Raw genomic sequence first — 23,879 nt, 5'->3', positions numbered from 1 at the left:
ATCGGGCGTGCCGTATCAAGCTGATTTTACCTCTAAACTTGCCTTGAATGCTTGACTTTTAACACAGTTCATGTAAAACATTCAGATAGCCAAGACGCGGGCTAATACACAGGTAGTAAGTTATAGATCAGGTAGTCTGAGCCTCACATACTAGCATTTGAGCACAGTCAGAGTAGGGTAAGCTCAAGCACGCCATTTCGTTGACACAGAAAAGCTATTCATTCACATAGGGAAAGGCGCCATCGAGCGAAAAACGAAGCATAGGGGGTAGGCTGAAAGTAAGTTTGTTACGGATTTACTGCTCGCCATCAAGGATTTACATCACCGCTCACCGCTTCGCTCCATGTTCTCTCGCCTCCGCCTCCGCTATACTTTCGCATTCGGTTTAGTACTCCTACTCAATAGCCTTTCGCTCGATGCTCAAGATGCTAGCGCACCTATCTCGCTTCAGGCTAATGGTCAGGCTAGTGTCGACCTGACTGTCCATCTCCGGCGGGTGAACACCAACGAGACATTTCACACCTTAGATATCGTAACGAAGCAGGTGCGTCAGTTTTATGCTTCTGTTAGCTATGCTCCTGTATGGACCAACGAAAGCGGCCCTACCAAGAATGCCCAAGCTGGTGTAAACTTGCTATTGAATGCTCAGCACTACGGCTTGAAGCCTGCCGAGTACGAGGCTAGCTCGCTTCGCTTGTTGCTGGACTCTTTGCAGTCGACGCCAGCTCAGCCACAGCAACGCCTTGCTGCTGAGGTTCGGATCACGACTGCCCTCATTCGTTTCTCTCAGCATTTATACCGTGGTCGTATTGAGAACAGCTCTATCCGGACTACACAATCAAATGATAGCGCTACCAGCTTCGACGCAGCCGCTAACCTGAGCCAGGCGTTGCAAAGCGGCCAGTTCACGCAGCAGATCCTTGCTGCCCAACCTACTAGCCGCAGCTATGTACGCTTGTTGGCAGCGTGGCAGCGTATGCTAAAAATGGATACCGCCTCTGCTCGTCAAATGGCCTTGCCCGTTGCTCTGAACTTGGAGCGCCTACGCTGGGAGCCTCGTATGGACTCTATCTACTTAGCAGTGAATATTCCTGCTTATAACTTGCAGGTTGTACGTGGCACCCAAGTAGTGCGCAACCACCGCGTAGTAGTAGGCACAACGGAAACCCCAACACCTGAGCTGTACAGCAAGATTGGTTATTTCCAAACGGCCCCCGAGTGGCGCATGCCTTTTAGCATTGCTACCAAAGAAACGCTTCCTAAGCTGAAGCGTGACCGTAACTACTTAGCCTCTAAAAACTACCGTTTATATAACCAAGCTGGTGAGCGGGTTAATGCTTCCGCAGTAAATTGGAACAAGGTAACTCAAGCCGACTTTCCCTATCAGATTCGTCAGGCACCCTCTTCCCGTAACGCCTTAGGCAACGTGGTATTCCGTTTTGCCAATCCTTACGAGGTTTTCCTGCACGACACGCCTACTAAAGAGGCCTTCAAAGCTGAGTACCGCGCTCTCAGCCATGGCTGCATCCGGGTTCAGCATGCTTCAGAATTAGCTCGCTTCCTGTTGCAGCGCGATGGTGGCAAAACCAGCAGTGACCGCATCGAAAAGATGGAGACTAGCATTGATGAAGGTGAGACCAAAGCATTTGGCTTGAACGCAGGAGTTCAACTAGTTGTGCGCTACCAGACTGTAGAAGCCGATGGTGGCCAGTTGCGCCAGTTCCCCGATATCTATCACCGCGATAAAGTGTTGGCTAATGTATGGGACGACACAGCAGTTGAATTCACTATCGCTGCTCGCTAGAGTTGAGTAACAAAAAAGAGAGGCCTCCTTGCTGACAGCAGGGATGCCTCTCTTTTTTGTATGGCTTATTGGCCGTTCAGGTAGTCTAATCACTTAAATTAAAGACGCGTAAAAGCTTGCTTTACTTGGATGTAGTACATTGGTTTTTGCCCCCCAGATCTAAATTTCCAGTTTAAAATAATTTCCCTTGCCCTTCAAAGAAGACTGCCGGATCACCAGATCGCCGGAGATAACGAAGGTGCGGGGCTGGAAGTCCTCCTTCAGCCGCATTTGTTCGAGAAATAACCGCGCCGCCTGCTGCCCGATACGGTAAGGGTGAAGATCAACGGTCGTTAAGCCCGGCTCAATCATGGAGGCCATAAACTCGTCGCCGAAGCCTACCACCGCCATATCATCCGGCACCCGCAGGCCGCGCTTTTTGAGAGCGACCAGCAAATCAAACGCATTAGTATAGTTAATAGCAAAAATGGCGTCGGGCGGCTCGGGCAGGGCCATCCACGCGTCTAAGGCTGCTACGGCTTCCTCCGGCTGAAACTCTATGTGCACCTCGTACTCTGGGCGGAGGGGCATTTGATTGCGTTTAAGGGCATGCTGGTAGCCCGCTAAACGATTACGGCTGATCAGCAAAGACTCCGGCCCCGCCAGGATTGCAATACGCTGCGCGCCCTGCTCAATCAGGTGTTCGGTCACGTTGAAAGCGCCATTCCAGTCATCCAGAATCACTTTGGCGCTGTCCACCTCGTTGCTCACCCTATCGAAATGCACCACCGGAATGCCCCGGCAGGCGAGTGGCTTTACATGGTCAAAATTCTGGGTTTCGCGGGAGTGGCAAATCAGTAGCCCGTCTACGCGGCTGGCGATAAGTGCCTGCACATTACTGACTTCTACCTCATACGACTCCTTCGACTGACAGATCATTACACGGTAGCCCGCCTCCGTCACTACTTGCTGAATACCACTAATAGCCGTGGCGAAAAATGGCCGCTCAATGTCAGGAATAACAACCCCAATAGTCTTGGTTTCGCTGCTCTTCAAGCTCTGAGCCAGTAAGTTAGGCTGATAGTCCAGCTGACGGGCCACATCAATAATAGCCTGTCGGGTATTAGAGTTGATATCGGAGTGGCCGTTGAGCGCCCGCGACACCGTGGAGGGCGCTACGCCCAGTACTTTCGCCACGTCGCTGATCGTGGTTTGATGCCGTTTGCGCTCCGGCGCCGGAAGGGCCTTATTATCCGTGAAGTGATAGTCGCAGGACTTGCAGAAGAACCGTTGGCGGCCCCGAATGAAGCCTGCCCGCATCACCGCATCGGCGGAGGTGCACTTTGTGCATTTCATCATAATGTGAATAGTATTATTTCGAAATGCCTAAACGATAGTGAAGAAGCACTGCGAAATATCCTCCTTGATTATTCGAAGATAATCTAAAATTATTTTTTGTAGAGATGAGTTTTAATAATACCTATCGAAACCGTTTCCGGTAACGTTTCCGGTATTTTTATTTAGAAATCAGCCAGTTAGGCCATATTTTTTTTTGCTTTCGGTTCCAATTGTTGTTCTATCTTCGAGAGCAAGTTACTCTAAATAGCTTGTTGCGGGGTTTTCGGCAAAACCTCCGATACAAACCGCAAAGCTTAAAGTTAATTGGACTTTTATAATACAAAGCGCCCATGTTGCACACAATGCGCTGGTTCGGACCTAATGACCCGGTTTCTCTTCACTCACTTCGCCAAGCCGGATGCAGCGGCGTGGTTACGGCCCTGCACCAGTTGCCCGTAGGAGTGGTATGGCCAAAGGAAGAAATCCGGGCGCGCCAGCAGTTAATTGAGGCAGATAATGGCCAGTATTCGGCCTTGCATTGGGCAGTAGTAGAAAGCCTGCCGGTGCACGAGGACATCAAAAAAGGCTTGCCCGGCCGCACTCAGTATATAGAGAACTATAAAGAGTCGTTGCGCAACCTGGCGGCCTGTGGCATTCAGACGGTGTGCTACAACTTCATGCCAGTGCTGGACTGGTCGCGTACCAACCTGAACTACCAGATGCCCGACGGCTCGCGGGCGCTACGGTTTGTGTGGCAGGATTTCGCCGTTTTCGACCTATGCATTTTAAAGCGTCCCGGTGCCGAAAACGATTACGACTCAACAGTAGCAGCCGGGGCTCGCGCTCAGTTTGAAGCTATGTCGCCGGCTGAGCTGCAAACGTTATCGGATACGGTGTTGCTTGGTTTGCCCGGCTCGGAGGAAGCCTTCCAGCTAAGTCAGTTTCAGGGCCTGCTAGATGAGTACGCCAATATTGGGGCCGCTGAGCTGCGCGAAAATCTGTATTATTTCTTGCGGGCAGTGGGCCCAACGGCTGAGGAGGTGGGCGTTAACATCTGCATTCATCCCGACGATCCGCCGTTTCCGCTCATGGGTTTGCCGCGCGTGGTAAGCACCGAAGCCGACCTCGCTGGTCTGCTGCAAGCCTATAATTCGCCCGCCAACGGCCTGACCTTCTGCACGGGCTCGCTGGGCGTTCGGCCGGATAATGACCTGGCTGGCATGGCACGCCGATTTGCCCCCCGCATTCACTTTATCCACCTCCGGGCTACCAAGCGCGAAGAAAACCCGCGCAACTTCCACGAGGCTGACCATCTGACTGGCGACGTGGATATGTACGCAGTAGTGAAAGAACTGGTGCGCGAAGAGCTGCGCCGTGCCCAAATGGGTGAAGGCAACGCGGTCATTCCTATGCGCCCCGACCACGGCCACCAGATGCTAGATGACTTGGAAAAACGCACCTATCCCGGCTACTCGGCTATCGGGCGCCTGCGCGGACTAGCTGAGTTGCGTGGGCTGGAGCTGGGTATTCGCCGCAGCATACAGGAGGCTGAAAAAAGCCCCCCAGCACATATCGAGGCCAATTCTCTCGCTTCCCGCTTCAATTAATTCTTCTCAATTGCCTTTCCCACCTATGCGATTTCGCTTTCTGCTCCTGCTTGTAGTACTGTGCGTTGGAGCCCATTCTCAGGGCTTGGCCGACGATGGCTACCGCTTGTGGCTAAAGTATGATCAACTGCCAGATGCGCGCTTGCGCAAAGCCTGGCAGGCGCAGGCCAAGGGCATTACACTGGAAAATGGAGCGTCGCCTACTTTACAAACGGCTGCCCACGAGCTGCAACTCGGGCTGCAAGGTTTGTTGGGCCGCCCGGTGTCGGTGGGAGCATCGGGCGGTAAGGGGCGTATCCGTTTGCAAGTAGCCGCCGACCCCACGCTGGGCAAGGAAGGCTACAAAATATCGGAGCTAAATGGCGGACTAGTCGTAACCGGCCCTACCGATGCGGCCGTGCTCTACGGCTCTTTTGCCCTGCTTCGCCACATTCAGACCGGACAAATGCCCCCCACGGCGGCCCTCACCAGTCAGCCGCGCGTTCAGTACCGCATGCTTAATCATTGGGACAACCCCAATGGCACCGTGGAGCGCGGCTACGCGGGTTCTTCCATCTGGAAGTGGCTGGAACTGCCCGAAGTCATTGACCCTCGCTACAAGGACTATGCCCGCGCCAATGCTTCTATTGGCATCAATGGCATCGTAGTAAACAACGTAAACGCCAGCGCCCGTTACCTCACGCCCGAATATTTACGCAAGGTGGCGGCGGTAGCCGATGTCATGCGGCCCTACGGCATCCGGGTGTATCTGTCGGTGATGTGGGCGGCGCCCAAGCTCATTGGGGGGCTTTCTAACTCCGATCCGCTTGACCCTAAAGTGCGGCAGTGGTGGAAGGCCCGCACGGATGAAATCTACAAGACCATTCCCGACTTCGGCGGCTTTCTGGTAAAAGCAAATTCGGAGGGCGAGCCCGGCCCTCAGGACTACGGCCGCAACCACGCCGACGGCGCCAACATGCTCGCCGAGTCATTGGGCCAGCACGACGGCATTGTGATGTGGCGGGCCTTTGTGTACAAAGCCAACTCCAAAGGCGACCGTTTCAAGGAAGCCTACGAGGAGTTTAAACCGCTCGACGGCAAGTTTGCCCCGAAGGTGCTAGTGCAAGTGAAAAACGGCCCGATTGACTTCCAGTCGCGCGAGCCATTTCACCCGCTGTTTGGCGCCATGCCCCGCACCCCGCTCGTGCTGGAAGTGCAGTTAACCCAGGAGTATCTGGGCTTTGCTACTCACCTCGTGTACCTAGGCCCGCTTATTAAAGAATGCCTGGAGTCGGATACCTACTCCCAAGGCAAAGGCTCAACGGTAGCCAAGGTGATTGATGGCACCTTGGAAAAGCATAGCATCAGCGGTATTGCGGGCGTGGCCAACATCGGCTCCGACCGCAACTGGACCGGCCACCCCGTCGGCCAGGCCAACTGGTACGCTTTCGGCCGTCTGGCCTGGGACCACACACTGAAATCGGATGCCGTTGCCGAGGAGTGGACCAAAATGACCTTGACAGCGGAGCCCCAGGCAGTGCGCACTATTACGCAGGTGCTCAACCAGTCGCGCAACATTTATGTGCGCTACACTACGCCGCTGGGTCTGCACCACATCATGGGCCAAAGCATCCACTACGGTCCCGAGCCTTGGCTGGAAAAAAGCGCCCGCCCCGACTGGACTTCGGTGTACTATCACAAAGCAGACTCCATTGGTTTGGGCTTCGATCGCACTGCCAAAGGCTCCAATGCCCTTGCCCTATATGCCCCACAGGTTCGCCAGCTTTGGGGTAATCCGGCCACTTGCCCGCCCGACTATCTGCTTTGGTTTCACCACGTTCCCTGGGGCCAGCGGCTAAGTACCGGCAATACTCTCTGGGATGAATTGGCCACCCGCTACTACTCTGGGGCCGACTCCGTGCTCTGGATGCAGCAGCAGTGGGAGCAGGTAAAGCCCAAAATCGACCCCGAGCAGCATACTGATGTGGCCTCCCGCCTGCGCATTCAGCACCGCGAGGCCCTCTGGTGGCGCGACGCCTGCGTGCTCTATTTCCAGACCTACGCAAAGCGCCCCATTCCGCCCTCGCTCACGCCCCCCATACGTCCGCTCGCCGAAATCAAAGAGCTGGTCGACATCTATCAACTGCGCTAATTATCCCGCTTCATTCTTTCTGGCATGGCACACACCGAACACCTTGTTTCATCGCATACCCAGCCTAGCGGGCAGCACCAACCCAACCCGTTTTCCCTGGAAGGAAAGCTGGCGCTGGTTACGGGCGGCGGCACCGGCATCGGGCTGGAAATAGCGCGCTGCATGACAGTTGCGGGCGCTACCGTCATCATTACCGGCCGTCGTGAGTCAGTGCTACAAGAGGCTGTGACTGAACTTGGCGAAGCTGCTCACTACCTCACCAATGATGTTAATGAACTAGACACGTTGGAAGACTTGGTAGCTCAAATTGAAGCCACCTATGGCCCGTTGGATATTCTGGTAAACAATGCCGGAATAAACATGAAAAAGCCTGCCCTCGAAGTTACCGACGAGGATTTTAACCGCATTATTCACACCAACCTGAACGCGGTTTTTGCCCTCACCCGGACCTGTGCCAAGCGCATGGTAGAGCGCCAGAGCGGGGTGATTATCATGATTTCGTCTATGGCGGCCTACTATGGTATCGACCGGGTAGTGGCTTATGCTGCGTCCAAGTCGGCAGTAGAAGGCATGGTAAAGGTGTTGGCCTCAGAGCTATCCAAGCATAATGTGCGCGTGAATGCAATTGCCCCCGGCTTTATCGAAACCGAGATGAGTCGCACCGCCATGAACAGCGACCCCGACCGCCGCGACCGGGCCATGCGCCGCACGCCCATGGGCAAGTTCGGCCAGCCCTCCGATATCGGCCATGCGGCGGTATTCATGGCTTCTGAGGCCGCACGCTATATCACTGGTGCTTCCCTTCCCGTGGATGGGGGCAATTCCATTGGCTTCTAGGAGCTGGTTCCACTAGAAATTAAGCTTACTCTCACACCTCAAACATCCCACTTCCATGCATTTATCATTACGAAAAACGGTCTTCGGGCTGAGCTGGCCGCTAGCGGTGGCCACCAGCCTACCCCTGGTCGGGGCCATGCTCGTCCCTGTGCAGGTACACGCCCAGGCTACACAATCTATTTCCGGTCGTGTAGTGGCGGCCGATGGTACCGGGTTGCCCGGGGTAAACGTAGTGGTCAAAGGGTCTAATACTGGTTCCGCAACCGACGCAGATGGCCGGTTTACGGTAGCAGCAGCACCAGGATCTACTTTGGTATTTTCATTTGTAGGCTATACCGCTAAAGAGGTACCCGTCGGCAACCAGTCGACGCTCGATGTCACACTGGCCGAGGATACTAAGCAGTTGAACGAGGTGGTGGTGGTTGGTTACGGCGTGCAGAGAGCAGAAGCGGTAACGGGTTCAGTTGCTTCTATTAGCGGAGAGTCCTTGCGCGAAGTACCATCTGCTAATATCTCACAGGCCTTGCAAGGCCGTTTGCCAGGTGTGCAGTTTTCGCAATCCTCCTCCCAGCCTGGCGCGAGCACGCAAATTCGCATACGCGGAACACGCTCACTTTCTGCCAGTAATGATCCATTGATAGTATTGGATGGCATTCCTTTTCCAGGATCCATCGGTGACATTAACCCCAACGATATTCAGAGTGTAGATATCTTGAAGGATGCGTCTGCCACGGCTATCTACGGGTCACGGGGGGCAAATGGAGTTGTTCTGATAACTACCAAAGGGGGTAAATCAGGTCAGAAACCGCAAATAACATACGATGGGTTTGTTGGCGCTAAGACGGTCTTCGCCAAATACGACATGATGGATGGGCCTGAATTTGTTGCGCTTCGTAAAGCAGCGGGCGTCTATACCAACTCCTTGGATGAGGCTGATGATGTAAATACTGATTGGCAGGATTTGCTGTATAAAACTGGTATTCAGTCGAACCACAACTTAGGTGTTTCCGGTGGTACTGAGAACGGACGTTATAATTTCAATGCGGGCTACTACCAGGAAGAAGGTGTAATCCCTACCCAGCAGTATACCCGTTATTCCGTACGTGGTACGCTCGACCAAGGGGTTGGGAAATACATCCGGTTAGGTTTCACTACAAATAATACCTATGGCCTATCCGAAGGCTCCAATGTGGGTATATATGGCGTCTTGAATTCATCGCCAATCGCCAATCCTTATAATCCTGATGGTACCTTAAAAAGAACCATTAGAATGCCCTTGGATGAGCAATGGGTCTATACAAAAGATATAGTAGAAGATTTAGGCGATAGATGGTTAAGTGAAACAAAATCTTTGGCCACTTACAACACCTTGTTCGCGGAAGCTAAAATTCCTGGGGTAGAGGGGTTGAAGTATCGTGCCAACCTAGGGGTAAACTATCGGCAGAGCCAGGGTGGTTCTTACACCGGACAGGGGATAAACGCTGTTAACCCCACTACACCTTCTACGGCATCCGTTAGTAACCAAGTTACTACAGACTGGACTATTGAAAATATCTTGTCCTATGACCGCACCTTTGCTGAGAAGCATAACATAAATGCCCTAGCCTTATATTCTGCCTCGAATAACATTTTCAACCAGTCGCGGATCGCAGCAAGAGATATTCCTTCTGACGCCTTCCAATACTACAACCTAGGGCTAGCTGCCGGCGAAATTACCGTAAGCCCCGGTGATCAACAGTACCGGAAATTCGGTCTGTTGTCCTACATGGGACGAGTGATGTACTCCTATGATGACCGGTATTTGTTATCCGCCACGGTCCGTTCGGATGGCTCCTCCAGACTTTCCGAAGGATATAAATGGAATACCTACCCTGCGGTGTCGGTGGGCTGGAATGTGGCCAAAGAAGCATTCATGCAGAGTGTTCCTGCCGTAAACATGTTGAAACTGCGAGCTGGTTACGGTATAACGTCAAACCAAGCTATTGCCCCGTATGCAACCCTTGGCCTTTTAGCTACCAGACCATACAATTTTGGTCCTACTAACTACCAGACGGGTTTGTTCGTGAGCCAACTGCCAAACCCAACCTTAGGTTGGGAGTTTTCTAAAACCTGGAATTACGGGTTGGATTTTGCCATCCTGAACAACCGTCTATCTGGTACGGTGGAGTACTATGTAACGAACACTGAAGATATTCTGCTTGGTTTGCCATTGCCTCCAACTTCTGGTGTGGACAGCTATACTACCAACATTGGTGCTACCCAAAATAAAGGGCTAGAACTCTCTTTGAATGGTGTAATTCTAGAAAATCTCAACGGCTGGACTTGGGAAGCTGGTGTCAACATGTATGCTAACCGCAACAAGATTGTGTCGCTTGCTGGTGAACAACAGAGGGATGAGGGAAACTGGTGGTTTGTTGGCAAACCTATCAACGTAATCTATGATTATGAGAAAATAGGGTTGTGGCAAGAAGAAGATCCATACAGAAACATTCTTGAGCCAGGTGGAAACGCGGGTATGATCAAGGTGAAATACACCGGCGATTATAATCCAGATGGCACCCCTACCAGAGCTATTGGCCCCTTAGACCGTCAAATCCTGGATGTAAACCCTGACTTCGAAGGAGGTTTCAACACCCGTGTTGCCTATAAAGGATTTGATTTGAGCACGGTAGGTGCTTTCCAACGCGGTGGTATCCTCAATAGTACCTTGTATGGTTCATCTGGCTACCTCAATCTAATGAACGGTCGCCGGGGCAACGTAGATGTGGATTACTGGACTCCAGAGAACACGGACGCCAAATATCCTAAACCAGGTGGTCTCACGAGCGGCGACAATCCAAAGTATGGCAGTACGCTGGGTTACTTTGATGCCTCTTACCTGAAGATACGTACCATTTCCCTTGGCTATAACTTTGACAACAACGCGTGGTTGCAGAGCGCTGGAGTTAGCAGATTACGCCTTTACGTGACAGCTCAGAACCCATTTGTGATGTTTTCACCATATCACAAAGAATCTGGTATGGACCCTGAGACCAACTCTTACGCCGACCAAAATGCGGCAGTAACTACTGGCACCCCGAGGCGTCTGTTGACAATTGGTACCAACGCACCTGCAACCCGCAGCTATCTCGTAGGCCTGAATCTTACCTTCTAAAAAAGAGAAAAATGAAACCCTTTAACATAAAATTTTTCATCGGAGCGGCCCTAATCTCCATGTCCGCGGCTGGGTGCTCGGATCTGTTGGAAGAAGAGCCTAGGAGTATTTACGAGCCCAGCTTCTTTCAAACAGAAAGAGGCGTTGCTGGTGGGTTAACATCCATGTACGCTCACTTGCGTTACATCTATGGGGATGCTTACTTCTATAACGCTACTCTGACCGGCACAGATGAAGTAACCTATGGCAGGGATGCTGACGAGAACTTTCTGGCCATGGACTTCTCAGGCAGGGCGGTGCTTAACGCCAATAACAGCCGGGCAGACAGATTGTGGACGGCTGCTTTTCCTAACATCAACACGGCCAGTGGCATTATCAAAAATGCCAGCGCAGTAGGAACCGTTTCTCCTGCCCTTGTTGCCGAAGCGAGATTCTTCCGCGCCTTCGACTACTTTATGCTGGTACAAACGTTTGGCGGGGTACCTTTAGATTTGGGTTCAGGCGAACTGGAGTTTAACACTAATCCTATCAGAACATCGGTCCGCAATACGGTACCTGAGGTCTATACGAAGGCAGTTTTTCCCGATCTGCTGATTGCAATCAATGATTTGCCGGCGACTCCACGGGTTATTGGCGGCGCAACCAAAACGCTGGCCCGCCTTTATCTGGCAAAAGCCTACCTGAGCTATGCCTGGTGGCTCGAGAACCCTAACAATATTCCGACCTTCCCGGAAACTCCAAGAACAGATCCTGACGGTCGTAACGCCCAGTATTATTATCAGCAGGCGTATGATATAGCAATAGCTGGTATTGAGAGCCCAGGTCCGTTCCGTTTGCAGCCAACATACTATGATGTACACTTGGCAACAAACGACCGCAATGCTGAAATGCTGCTGTTTGCTGACCATACCGAAACCAGCGAGTTATACAATGGAGGTAGCCTTACCTTTGGTAGTGGCGGTGCCCCTGACAACTTTGCTGGCTGGATGATGACTTGGAACTATACCAACATCAGAAGCGCCACTAATGCCAACGGAACAGGCGCTATATCTTCTGTTCAGCGGGAAGCAGCTCAGGCGTTAGGCCGTCCCTGGAATCGTATGGCTCCTACCATTGGTGCAATCGAGAACACCTTTGCCGACAAAACAAATGATTCTCGTTACGATGGTACTTTCACCACCGTGTACCGTGGCAACTGGCCCAAAGCAGGAGTTGCTAACCCCACTTTATACAATGCCAATAATCTGCCAGTTGCCCCAGGTGGCGCAATCCTGACTTTCCTGAACTCAGAACCTACTACTCCTATTACTTACCCTACCGGAGCAGGTGCGAGCAATGTGGGAGCAGGAGTACTGCCCGGTAGAGCGGATTATGTGATTTCGCCGCGTGGTATAAGCCGAATTGTTTATCCAGGTCTTTGGAAGCTTGGTCCTTACCGTACGGATAACGGTACTGGCTTAGGACAGCCTAATGCCGGCAGTACACGTCCGTTCAACATTGCTAAATTCTCTGAACTCTATTTTGTAGCAGCCGAAGCAGCCGTAAAAGGGGCAACTACCAAAGCTGGTCAAAATGCCAGAGACTTAATCAATGTTATTCGTGCCCGGGCTGGTAAGTGGCGTTTTGACAATAATGGAAACGTGGCCAAAGTGCAGGATAATAGCGCTGCCATGGTTGCGGCTACTCCGGCTACTATAGACATCAACTATATCCTGGCAGAACGTTCGCGCGAATACTATGCGGAAGGTTACCGCTGGTATGATCTGGTGCGTACTCAAAAATGGAATGAGTTGTCTTCTACCTACCGTATTGGAGGAACAAACTACGGAGATCATACACCTCTAACCGTTACGCGTACTATTCAACCGCAGCACTATCTGCGTCCTATTCCGCAGGTTCAGCTTGACCGGCTGGACGTAGCACCAGATGTAAAAGCAGCTTATCAAAACCCAGGCTACCAATAGCCTGACGAAAAAGAGGTAAAGGAATTGGCTGTCCAATACGAGCAGCCAATCCTTTTACCCCTTGATAGGATACGTCTCATTAACCAAGAAAAATAATAACTGCCGGCAGTATCACCGAACCCGAGTTCGTTCGGCTGGGTGAGCTGCCGGCAATATTTTTAAAAGATGTATTTACCATTCCACTAGCTAAGTTCAGCGGCGGTCTGCTTTGTGAGCGAAGTGGTGGGGGGCAAATATTCCGATTGATTGCCAAGTGTCGCCCTCACTTACACACTTATCATCTTGTCGAGTAAACATCCTAGACCTAGAAAGCATACCTACCAAATAGCATGAAAATAAAAGCTCTCCTACTTACAATCTGCCTGTTTCTGCTCCATAACGCAGCTCTTTTTGCACAATCGATTGAGTTAGTTAATCCCATTATGACGGGCTTTTATCCCGATCCAAGCGTCATTCGGGTAGGCACAGATTACTACTTGGTTAACTCCACCTTTTCCTACTTTCCAGGCATCCCGATCATGCACAGTAAGGACCTGAAAAACTGGAAGCAAATCGGAAATGTCATCAGTCGGCCTTCGCAAATGAACTTCATGGGCGACCGCATGACCCGTGGGTTATTCGCCCCAGCCATTGAGCACCATAATGGCACGTTTTACGTCACCTGCACGCTGATTGACCACAAGGGCAACTTTGTGGTGACAGCCAAAAACCCTGCTGGTCCGTGGAGTGACCCCATTTTTCTGCCGGAGGTGAAGGGTATCGACCCTTCGTTGTTTTTTGAAGGCGACAAAGCTTACGTTATCTATAACAGCGACCCACCGGATAATATATCACTGTATTCTGGGCACCGCACGATCAAAATCATGGAGCTGGACCCAGTGAAGCTGCAAACTGTGGGCGAGGCTAAAATCTTGGTCAATGGCGGCGTCGACTTGAGCAAAAAGCCGGTCTGGATTGAAGGGCCGCACATCATGAAGCGCAACAACTGGTATTACCTATATGCGGCCGAAGGCGGGACGTCGGTGAATCATACGGAGGTTGTTTTCCGCAGCAAGTCGCCTCTGGGGCAGTATGTGCCTTACGAGAAAAATCCTATCCTCTCCCAGCGGGAACTGCCTAAAGACCGCAAAGACCCTATCACGTCGGCGGGGCACGCGCAGTTTGTGGAAGGACCCGATGGCCAGACGTACGCTATTTTCCTGGCGGTGCGGCCCTACGAAGGCAACCATTACAACACGGGTCGGGAGACGTTTATCGTACCCGTGGTGTGGAAAGACGAGTGGCCGGTTATGGACCCCGGACCCAATGGGGTACAGTACTCCTACACGGCGAAGTTTCCCGAGATAAAACAGAAAGACGCCCGGCCACAGAGCGGCAACTTCAGCTACACGCTCACCTTCGACAAGCAGCTTGATCCAGCGCTCCTGTTTATGCGAACCGTGGATAGTACCAATTTCTCGCTGAGCAAGGCCAATGGGCTCACCCTAAAACTCAAACCGGAAACCTGCGCGGAACTGGGCAACCCGGCCTTCATTGGCAAGCGTCAACAGCACCTGTATGGCAGCGCCGAAACCGAGCTGACTTTCTCGGCTAAGGCGGAGAATGAAACCGCTGGCTTGGTGGTCTTTCAGGACGAGAAGCACTTTTATTACCTCTGCAAATCGTTGGAGCAGGGCAAGCCGGTTGTGCAGCTGTTCAAGAGTACCGACGATCCAAAGAAGATGGAGCCGCTGGCAAAAGCTCCGCTGAAATCAGCGGCTGGCAAAGTGCTGCTGCGCATTAATGCGGAGGGCGACACCTATAGCTTCCGGTTTTCGGAAAACGGCAAAGCCTGGACGCTGCTCAAAGACAAAGTAGACGCGCGTTTCCTGAGCACGCAAACGGCGGGGGGCTTTATTGGCTGCCTGTTCGGCATGTACGGCACTTCTGCTGGGCAGCCCACCGTCAATACCGCTTCTTTCAAGTGGCTGAAATACGAAGGAAACGACCCGGTATACAAGAAGTAAGGCGCGTTATAAACGAAGTCACGGCTCTATAATCAGGCGATGAACTCACTTCTCGAATTTCTTAAAAGTAGTATGAGCTACTGCGTGCTGCTATGCCTGCTGTATGTAGGACTGGGTAGCAGCGCTGCGCAACGCCTACCAAAACAGAAGCAGGTACAGCCGAATCGGAAAGGGGCTTTTTACACCAGTCATTACCCCAACTTGTTACGAGAAGCTGGCTATAGCCAGGCCGACATTGATAAAAAGGTTACCCAAACCTACCAGGCACTATTTGAAGGGCCCAACCGAATTTACTTTGAAGTAGGCGATTCGATGGCTTACGTGTCGGACCTGAAGAATCACGATGTCAGGACCGAAGGGGTTTCGTACGGGATGATGATAGCCGTGCAGCTAAACAAAAAGGAAGAGTTTGACCGCATTTGGCGCTGGTCGAAAAAGTACCTGCAACATCAGGAGGGCCCGTTGAAAGGGTACTTTGCCTGGAGCCTCAATCCGGCCACGATGAAGCGCAACTCCGAAGGACCGGCATCGGATGGCGAACTGTACTTCGTCACCAGCTTGCTGTTTGCCTCTAACCGCTGGGGTAACACCACCGGCGTTAATTACTACCAGGAAGCCCGCAACATTCTGGATGCCATGTGGAAAAAGGATGGCACCGGCGACGTGTATAACCTGATCAACACCCAGCACAAGCAAATCAGCTTTGTGCCCGTCGGTGATATGTATAACTGGACCGATCCTTCCTACCACGTGCCGGCTTTTATGGAGGTGTGGGCCGAGTATGCCGAGGACGGACACGAATCGTTTTATCGGGCCTGCGCCGATACGTCACGGGCGTTTCTGCACCGCGCCTGCGACCCGGTAACCGGCCTTAACTACGACTACACCGAGTTTGGCGGGAAGCCCCACGCTACTAAGTGGGCGCCGCCCGCCTTCCGTTACGACTCCTGGCGGGTACCCATGAACATTGCCATGGACTACGTGTGGTTTGGCAAGGATAAAGCCTGGCAGGAGCAGTACGCCCAGCGCTTTCAGGAATTTCTGCGCAGCAAGGGCATCAACACCTTCGAGGACCAGTTCAACGTGGACGGCTCACGGCCCAATTTCATTCTGCAAGCTGGTAACGTCAAGAAACTGCGGCACTCGCTGGGGCTGGTAGCCACGGCCGCTTCGGCCTCTCTGATACGGCGGAATACGAACGAGCTGGATTTTGTACACGCCCTCTGGAGAGCCAAGCTGGAGCCGTATGAGGATGGCTACTTCGATCCTTATTATGACGGCATTTTATACTTATTCAGCTTGATGCATTTGAGCGGAAAATACCAGGCTATAAAACCTCAGCAGCGCTAAATAAACACTCAGCTTATGTATTCTTTTTCTGTGGGGGGCTTTTTTAATAAAATCGTTTTATTCTGCGGAATACTTATCGCGCCGATTTTTATTTTGCCACTGTTTGCGCAAACAAAGAAGGCTCAGAATCCTATTATCCACGCCGATGTGCCGGATATATCGATAATTCGGGTGGGAGATATTTATTACATGAGCAGCACGACCATGCATATGAGCCCGGGCGTACCGATTATGAAATCCAAGGATTTAATTAATTGGCAATTAATAAACTACGCTTACGATACGCTGGCCAGCTCAGATGAATTAACGCTTACTAATGGCAAAAGCACCTACGGCCGGGGTTCCTGGGCCAGCAGTCTGCGCCTGCATAAGGGCACGTATTACGTAAGCACCTTCGCCCAGACCACCGGCAAAACGCACATCTACTCCACCCGCGACATTGAAAAAGGCCCCTGGAAAGCCGTGTCGTTTAAGCCCAGCTACCACGACCATTCTTTGTTTTTTGATGACGATGGCCGCGTGTACTTGGTGTATGGCGCCGGTAAGCTGCGCCTGGTAGAGCTAACTGCCGACGTCTCCGGTGTGAAGCCTGGCACGACGGAACAAGTCCTTATCGAAAACGCGAGTGCGCCTGCCGGCCCCAATATTAACCTCCCCGCCGAGGGCTCGCAGTTATTCAAGATCAAAGGCAAATACTACCTCTTCAACATCGTCTGGCCCAAGGATGGTATGCGGACGGTGGTGATTCATCGGGCCGATAACATAACCGGTCCCTATGAGGGTAGGGTGGCGCTCCAAGATTTAGGCGTGGCGCAGGGTGGCCTCATTGACACCCCCGACGGCCAGTGGTATTCGTACTTATTCCGCGATTTTGGGGCCGTGGGCCGTATTCCATACCTAGTGCCAGTGACCTGGACCGACGGCTGGCCCGTACTGGGTACGGCCGGAAAAGCCCCCCAGACGCTGGCTCTGCCCGCTAGCAAGGGGCTTATTCCCGGCATTGTCGCGTCAGATGAGTTTGAACGGCGACCGGGCGCACGTGCGCTACCGCTGGTGTGGCAGTGGAACCACAACCCAGACAACGCGCTCTGGTCGCTCACCGACCGTAAAGGCTACCTGCGCCTGCGCACCGGCCGCGTAGATTCCTCCTTTCTGCTGGCCCGCAATACGCTCACCCAGCGCACCATCGGCCCGGTATGTTCCGGAACTACGGCCCTGGATGTCTCACAACTGAAAGACGGTGATTTTGCCGGCCTGGCCTTATTGCAGAAGCGCTACGGACTGGTCGGAGTGGAGCGTACGAAGGACACGAAGGCCATCGTCATGGTGAGCGCGGAATCAGAAAAGCCCATGGAAATGCAGCGCATACTGATGACGCAGAACAAAATTTATTTTAAAGCTGAGTGTGATTTTACGGACCGTAAAGACGTGGCCACTTTTTTTTATAGCCTCGACGGTAAATCCTGGAAAACCGTAGGTAAGCCGCTGAAAATGACCTACACGCTGCCGCATTTTATGGGATATCGATTTGGGTTATTTAATTACGCTACAAAAAATGAGGGTGGCTACGCTGATTTTGATTATTTCCGAATTTCAGATAATATTAACTACTATAAATAAGCGCTAATAATATTTAATTTTATTATTTAATGCCAAGTGTGTAGATAATTTATAAACAAATAAAACAACAAATGATAGATCGTAAACCGTACTGCATGTTGGTTGTTGTTGCCTTTTTTTTAATTGGCACTGCATCGGCGCAAAACCCTTTTATCACCAATCAGTTTACGGCCGATCCAACGGCGAGAGTATTTGGCGACAAGGTATATGTGTATCCGTCCCACGATATTCCCTGCGGGCCGGGGCGCGGGCGCATTGGCTGGTTTTGCATGGAGGACTACCACGTCTTTTCCTCCAATAACCTGACGGACTGGACCGACCACGGCGTCATCGTTACCCAGAACAAAGTGCCTTGGGTGAAGCCCGACAGCTACAGCATGTGGGCGCCGGATTGCATCTACCGCAACGGTAAGTACTATTTCTACTTCCCCACCACGCCCAAGGACACTACCAACGTGAAAGGCTTCACCATCGGCGTAGCCGTGGCTGATAAACCTACCGGCCCGTTTGTACCGCAGCCGCTACCCATCAAAAACGTGCGCGGCATCGACCCTAACGTGTTTATTGATAAGGATGGGCAGGCTTACTTGTACTGGTCGCAGGGAGATATTTTCGGCGCCAAGCTGAAGGAAAACATGCTGGAGCTTGCCTCTGAGCCTAAAACCCTGGGGGAGTTGCCCACCAAAGGCTTGAAGGAAGGACCGTATGTATTTGAGCGGAATGGGACGTATTACTTAACGTATCCGCACGTGGCCAATAAAACGGAACGCCTCGAATACGCCACCAGCACCAGCCCGCTAGGGCCATTCAAAGTGCAGGGCGTCATCATGGACGAGTCGTCCACGGGCTGCTGGACCAATCATCACTCTTTGCTCGAGTTCAAAAACCAGTGGTACCTATTCTATCACCACAATGACTTGTCGCCCAACTTCGACAAGAACCGCTCGGTCAGAATCGACAGCTTATCCTTCGCGCCCGATGGCTCTATTCGGAAGGTTAAGCCAACCCTGCGTGGGGTAGGCCTGACCGATGCCAAGCAGAAAATTCAACTGGACCGCTATAGCCGCCTCAGCGCCAGCGGCGCCTCTGTTGCCTTTCTGGATACCGCCAACAAGTTCCAAGGCTGGAAAACCGTGCTGGCCAACAACCAAGCGTGGGTGCAGTACAACGGGGTAGCATTTGGCAAACAAACCCTCAAGACCGCAACCATGCGCGTGGCCGCCCCGAGTGGTGGCACAGTGCAAGTCCGGGTAGATGGGGCTACTGGCCCGGTGCTGGTCCAGGTAGTGGTGCCGAAGGGTGACCAGTGGCAGGAGATAAAAGCCCCCCTGACCACCGTCAAGCCCGGTACGCATACGCTGGTGGTTTCCGCCAAAACGAATACGCCCGTTGAAATTGACTGGGTGAAATTCGAATAGGAGCCAAAAAGCCCCCCCACTTGTAATCCGTCCATTTTCCTGCTCGCTCCCTAGGCCTGTAAGCCTTTTCCCAAGCTATGAAAAACGTATTGCTTATCATTCTGGGTGAGTTTCTGCTGAGCGTAAGCAGCACTTTTGCCCAACTGACGGTGAAGGAAGCGCCCAAGGGCTTCGACCAACCCACGACGGGTATTGCCACCGGCAAGCTGGATAGTATCAGCTATACTTCGAAAACGGTGGGCACGGTGCGTAAGGCACTGGTATACACGCCGCCGGGGTTTTCCAAAAAGAAGAAGTACCCGGTGCTCTACCTGCTGCACGGCATTGGGGGCGACGAAAAAGAGTGGCTCAAAGGCGGACGCCCGCAGGTGATTTTAGATAATCTGTACGCAGCGGGCAAGCTCAAGCCCATGCTGGTGGTGATGCCCAACGGTCGGGCCATGAAAGACGACCGGCCCGTGGGCAATGTTTTTGGTCCGGATAAAGTGGCGGCCTTTGCCAACTTCGAAAAAGACCTGCTGACTGACCTTATTCCCTTCGTTGAAAAGAAATACCCCGTGCTCACCAGTCGCGAGAACCGGGCCGTGGCCGGGCTGTCCATGGGCGGTGGGCAGTCGTTGAACTTCGGGCTGGGCAACCTGGATAATTTTGCCTGGGTGGGGGGCTTTTCTTCGGCTCCCAACACCAAGCTGCCCGAGCAACTGGTGCCTGACCCCGCCAAAGCCAAAAAGCAACTCAAGCTCCTCTGGATTTCGTGCGGCGACGCGGATGGTTTACTGCCCATCAGCCAGCGCACGCACGACTACCTGTACGAGCACGGCGTGCCCCACGTGTATTACCTCGAAGCGGGCGGGCACGACTTTAAGGTCTGGAAAAACGGGCTGTATATGTTTTCGCAGTTTCTGTTTAAGCCCGTCGATACGGCGGCGCTGCCCAGCTACACCGTGCTGGGCACGCCAGCGGCCACCAACGTGCGCAACGCGAAATACCCTCAGATTTTGCCGGATAACCGGGCCGTGTTTCGCCTCAAAGCCCCCGGCGTGCAGCAGGCGCAGTTGGACCTAGGCCGGAAATACGACATGGTAAAAGACAGCAGCGGCACCTGGACCGTAACGACCGACACGCTGAGCCGGGGCCTGCATTACTACTCCCTGGTGCTCGACGGCCTGCCCGTAGCCGACCCCGCCAGCAACACCTTCTACGGTATGGGTCGCATGGCCAGCGGCATTGAGATTCCCGGTCGCGGCACCAGCTTTTACGCCCTGCGCGACGTGCCCCACGGCGAGGTGCGGATGAAGCGGTTTTATTCCAAGGTGACTAATTCGTGGCGGAAATTCTACGTGTACACGCCGCCGGGCTACGACGCCAACCCGGCCACTAAGTACCCGGTGCTCTACTTGCTGCACGGCGGAGGCGAAGACGAAACCGGCTGGGTCCAGCAAGGCAAAGCCGATTTGATTCTGGACAACCTGATTGCCGAGAAGAAGGCCAAGCCCATGCTCGTAGTGATGCTGGATGGCAACATGGGCGGCCCCGGCGGCCTGCCGGGCTTCGGCGAGCAGACTCTAAAGCGTTTTGAAGACGAGTTGAAGCAAACCGTGCTGCCAGTAGTGGAAAATAACTATCGGGTAGGGGCGGGGGGCAATAACCGGGCGCTGGCCGGCCTGTCGATGGGCGGACTGCAAACCCTGTATGCCGGCATGCGCAACACTGATATGTTCCAGTATCTGGGCGTGTTTAGCTCGGGCTTTTTTGCCAACAACCCCCAACTCTCCGACCCGCAGTATGCCTTCATGAAAGCCAATGCAGGCACTATCAATACCAACCTCAAGCAGCTGTGGCTCTCGATGGGCGGACCGGAGGACATTGCCTACGCCAACAATAAGATGATGCGGGCCAAAATGGATGAGCTAGGCATTAAATACGTGTACAGCGAGTACCCCGGCGGCCACACCTGGCCCGTGTGGCGCCACGATTTGTACCTGTTTGCTCAGAAGCTTTTTTAGTCAAGTGGCCTTGCTAAAGCAGTGATGAGCCACCAATCAGCACTAGTAGGCATAGCAACAAATTGTCTAATTGCTCCCCATGTGTCTTCGATTGCCGAGGTAACTAGTTTAAATCTAACACCCATTTACTTTGCGAGTTAGAGAACAGATAAGAAAACTTCACTGGCTATGGGGGGCTTTTTTGCTCCTACTTAGCTGGATTAGCGGGCCGTTAGCGGTGGCGGTGGGTAAGCCAGCGCCTACCCCGTTGCGGCTGTGGTACGATCGGCCCGCCGCCAACTGGAATGAGGCCCTGCCCCTCGGCAACGGCCGCCTGGGCGCTATGGTGTTTGGCGCGCCGGAGCGGGAGAGGCTGCAACTGAATGAGGAAACCATTTGGGCGGGCGGGCCGAACAACAACGTGAATCCTGACGCTTTACCCGTGATTCAACAGTTACGGACGCAACTGCTGGCTGGGCGGCTGGTGGAGGCGCAGGCTTTGGCGCAGAGCCAGATGCAACCCGCCGGCAACAGCGGCATGCCCTATCAGATGGCCGCCAACGTGTACCTATATTTTCCTGGCCACGACCAAGCTACCGCCTACCAGCGCGACCTGGACATCGGCCGTGCCGTGGCCTCAGTGAGCTACCAAGTAGGGGGCGTTACCTACCGGCGCGAGATGTTCACCTCCCTGCCCGACCAAGTAATACTCGTGCGCCTCACGGCCAGCCGGCCGGGTAGCATCAGCTGCCAGCTTAGCGCCGAAAGCCTGATGCAGCACACCCTCCGCACCGAAAACGACCAGCTAGTACTCGATGGCCGCGGCAGTGAGCATGAAGGGCAGAAGGGCAAGATTCGCTTCCAGACGCGGGTGCAGGCCGTAGCCGAGGGTGGCACTGTGCAAACCACCGCCGCGGGCATCCGCATTGAGCGTGCCAACAGCGCCACGCTCTACATTTCCATTGGCACGAACTTCAACAACTACCATGACGTGAGCGGCAACGCCGCCGAGCGGGCCACTGACTACCTGGCGAAGGCTGTGGGCAAGCTCTATAAGCAGACGCTGGCCGACCACGTCGCCGCCTATCAGCGCTACTTCCACCGGGTGAGCCTGCACCTGGGCGTGACGGCGGCCGCCCAGCTGCCCACCAACAAGCGCCTTGAAAACTTTGCCCAGGGCCAGGATCCGGCTTTGGCGGCGCTGTACTTCCAGTATGGTCGCTATTTGCTCATCAGCTCGTCGCAGCCGGGCGGGCAGCCGGCCAACCTGCAAGGCATCTGGAACGACCAGCTGAAAGGCCCCTGGGACAGCAAGTACACGGTGAACATCAACACCGAAATGAACTACTGGCCGGCCGAGGCTACCAACCTCACAGAGCTGCACCAGCCCTTATTCGCCATGCTTAAAGAGCTGAGCGTAACCGGCCAACAGAGCGCTCGCCAGATGTACGGAGCCCGGGGCTGGATGCTGCACCACAACACCGATATCTGGCGCATCACGGGGCAGGTCGACCCGCCGCAGTACGGTCTTTGGCCCATGGGCGGGGCCTGGCTCAGTCAGCACCTCTGGAACCATTACCAGTTCACCGGCGACCAGCAGTTTTTGCGCGAGTACTACCCCGTGCTAAAGGGCGCGGCCGCCTACTGCGTCGATGCGTTGCAGGAGGAGCCCACCCACCAGTGGCGGGTAATGGCCCCGTCGGTGTCGCCCGAAAATACCTATACGCTTCAGGGTAAGCGCATTGCCATTGTGGCCGGCACCACTATGGACAACCAGCTGGTGTTCGACCTGTTCTCGAAAACCATCCGGGCCGCCGAGCTGCTGAACACCGACCACGCCTTTGCCGACACCCTGCGCACCCTGCGCGAGCAACTACCGCCCATGCAGATTGGGCAGCACGGACAGGTGCAGGAGTGGTTGCAAGACGTGGACAACCCTCAGGACCAGCATCGCCACATTTCCCACCTCTACGGGCTGTTTCCGAGCGGTCAGATTTCGCCCTACCGCACGCCCGAGCTGTTTGAGGCTGCCCGCGTGACGCTCACCCAGCGCGGCGACGCGTCCACGGGTTGGTCGATGGGCTGGAAGGTGAACTTCTGGGCCCGCATGCTCGATGGCAACCACGCCTATAAGCTGCTCACCGAGCAACTGCGCCTGCGCTCCGGGGCGGGCGGCAACTCGGGCGAGGGCGGCGGCACCTACCCAAACTTGCTCGACGCGCACCCGCCCTTCCAGATTGACGGCAATTTTGGCTGCACCGCCGGCTTGGCCGAGCTGCTGGTGCAGAGCTACGATGGCGTCCTGGATTTACTGCCCGCCCTGCCCGATGCCTGGCCTACGGGCGAAGTAACGGGTCTGGTGGCCCGCGGGGGCTACGTGGTAGACTTGGCCTGGAGCAAAGGCAAGATTACCCGTGCGCGCATCACCTCGCGTCTGGGGGGCAATTGCCGGGTGCGGGTGCATAGTCCCGTGAAATCATCCGGTCGAATGGTGCTTCGTTTAGCGCAGGGCGACAATCCCAATCCATTCTACCAAACACTGCCCGTGAAAGCCCCGCTAGTAGCCGAAAAAGTCCCCAAGCGTCAACCCACGCTGCCCGCGTCGTTCGTGTACGATTTCCCCACGGAGGCCGGCAAGACTTATGAACTGCGGGGCAACTGATTCTTGACTTAAAATCATTCAGCA

At 53.8% G+C, this 23,879-nt stretch carries 13 protein-coding genes; 12 read left to right on the top strand and 1 reads right to left on the bottom strand.

Going from position 1 to position 23,879, the window contains the following annotated elements; translation table 11 throughout:
- Positions 1–343: 343 nt before the first annotated feature.
- Positions 344–1,804, top strand: coding sequence for a L,D-transpeptidase family protein (locus tag H8B13_RS18130; protein WP_187312230.1), 1,461 nt, complete (start codon positions 344–346; stop codon positions 1,802–1,804).
- Positions 1,805–1,963: 159 nt separating this feature from the next.
- Here the strand turns inward: H8B13_RS18130 and H8B13_RS18125 are convergent, their stop codons facing one another.
- Positions 1,964–3,142, bottom strand: coding sequence for a LacI family DNA-binding transcriptional regulator (locus tag H8B13_RS18125; protein WP_187312229.1), 1,179 nt, complete (start codon positions 3,140–3,142; stop codon positions 1,964–1,966).
- A 341-nt stretch (positions 3,143–3,483) separates the two neighbouring features.
- Here H8B13_RS18125 and uxuA point away from each other — a divergent pair, with 341 nt between their 5' ends.
- From uxuA to H8B13_RS18070, 11 genes are all read left to right on the top strand, one after another.
- Positions 3,484–4,728 (top strand): mannonate dehydratase, encoded by a 1,245-nt coding sequence (gene uxuA / locus H8B13_RS18120; protein WP_187312228.1) that lies wholly within the window; start codon positions 3,484–3,486, stop codon positions 4,726–4,728.
- A gap of 25 nt (positions 4,729–4,753) precedes the next feature.
- Positions 4,754–6,859, top strand: a complete 2,106-nt coding sequence (locus H8B13_RS18115) for an alpha-glucuronidase family glycosyl hydrolase (RefSeq protein ID WP_187312227.1) — start codon at positions 4,754–4,756, stop codon at positions 6,857–6,859.
- A 24-nt stretch (positions 6,860–6,883) separates the two neighbouring features.
- Entirely contained in the window at positions 6,884–7,696 is an 813-nt protein-coding gene (locus H8B13_RS18110; RefSeq protein ID WP_187312226.1) for an SDR family NAD(P)-dependent oxidoreductase, read from the top strand.
- Between the two features lie 55 nt (positions 7,697–7,751).
- Positions 7,752–10,850: a SusC/RagA family TonB-linked outer membrane protein gene (locus tag H8B13_RS18105; RefSeq protein ID WP_187312225.1), complete on the top strand. Its 3,099-nt coding sequence runs from the start codon at positions 7,752–7,754 to the stop codon at positions 10,848–10,850.
- A gap of 11 nt (positions 10,851–10,861) precedes the next feature.
- Positions 10,862–12,814 carry a RagB/SusD family nutrient uptake outer membrane protein gene (locus tag H8B13_RS18100; RefSeq protein WP_187312224.1) on the top strand — a complete coding sequence of 651 codons (1,953 nt, stop codon included), beginning with the start codon at positions 10,862–10,864 and terminating at the stop codon, positions 12,812–12,814.
- A gap of 329 nt (positions 12,815–13,143) precedes the next feature.
- Complete coding sequence (locus H8B13_RS18095) at positions 13,144–14,820, top strand: glycoside hydrolase family 43 protein (RefSeq protein WP_187312223.1); 1,677 nt, start codon at positions 13,144–13,146, stop codon at positions 14,818–14,820.
- Between the two features lie 201 nt (positions 14,821–15,021).
- A complete protein-coding gene (locus H8B13_RS18090; RefSeq protein WP_261990439.1) occupies positions 15,022–16,170 on the top strand; it encodes a glycosyl hydrolase family 8 in 1,149 nt (382 codons plus the stop codon).
- Positions 16,171–16,185: 15 nt separating this feature from the next.
- The gene (locus H8B13_RS18085) at positions 16,186–17,790 is read left to right on the top strand and encodes a glycoside hydrolase 43 family protein (protein ID WP_187312221.1); all 1,605 of its coding nucleotides are present in this window, start codon (positions 16,186–16,188) and stop codon (positions 17,788–17,790) included.
- A gap of 95 nt (positions 17,791–17,885) precedes the next feature.
- On the top strand, positions 17,886–19,208 hold the full coding sequence (locus H8B13_RS18080) for a family 43 glycosylhydrolase (RefSeq protein ID WP_222841466.1): 1,323 nt from the start codon (positions 17,886–17,888) through the stop codon (positions 19,206–19,208).
- Positions 19,209–19,285: 77 nt separating this feature from the next.
- Complete coding sequence (locus H8B13_RS18075; protein ID WP_187312219.1) at positions 19,286–21,214, top strand: alpha/beta hydrolase-fold protein; 1,929 nt, start codon at positions 19,286–19,288, stop codon at positions 21,212–21,214.
- Positions 21,215–21,395: 181 nt separating this feature from the next.
- A complete protein-coding gene (locus H8B13_RS18070) occupies positions 21,396–23,855 on the top strand; it encodes a glycosyl hydrolase family 95 catalytic domain-containing protein (RefSeq protein ID WP_222841465.1) in 2,460 nt (819 codons plus the stop codon).
- Positions 23,856–23,879: the final 24 nt, after the last annotated feature.

The organism is Hymenobacter sp. BT188 (assembly GCF_014333585.1).
GTDB lineage: Bacteria > Bacteroidota > Bacteroidia > Cytophagales > Hymenobacteraceae > Hymenobacter.
This window is presented reverse-complemented; position numbering and strand designations above follow the sequence as displayed.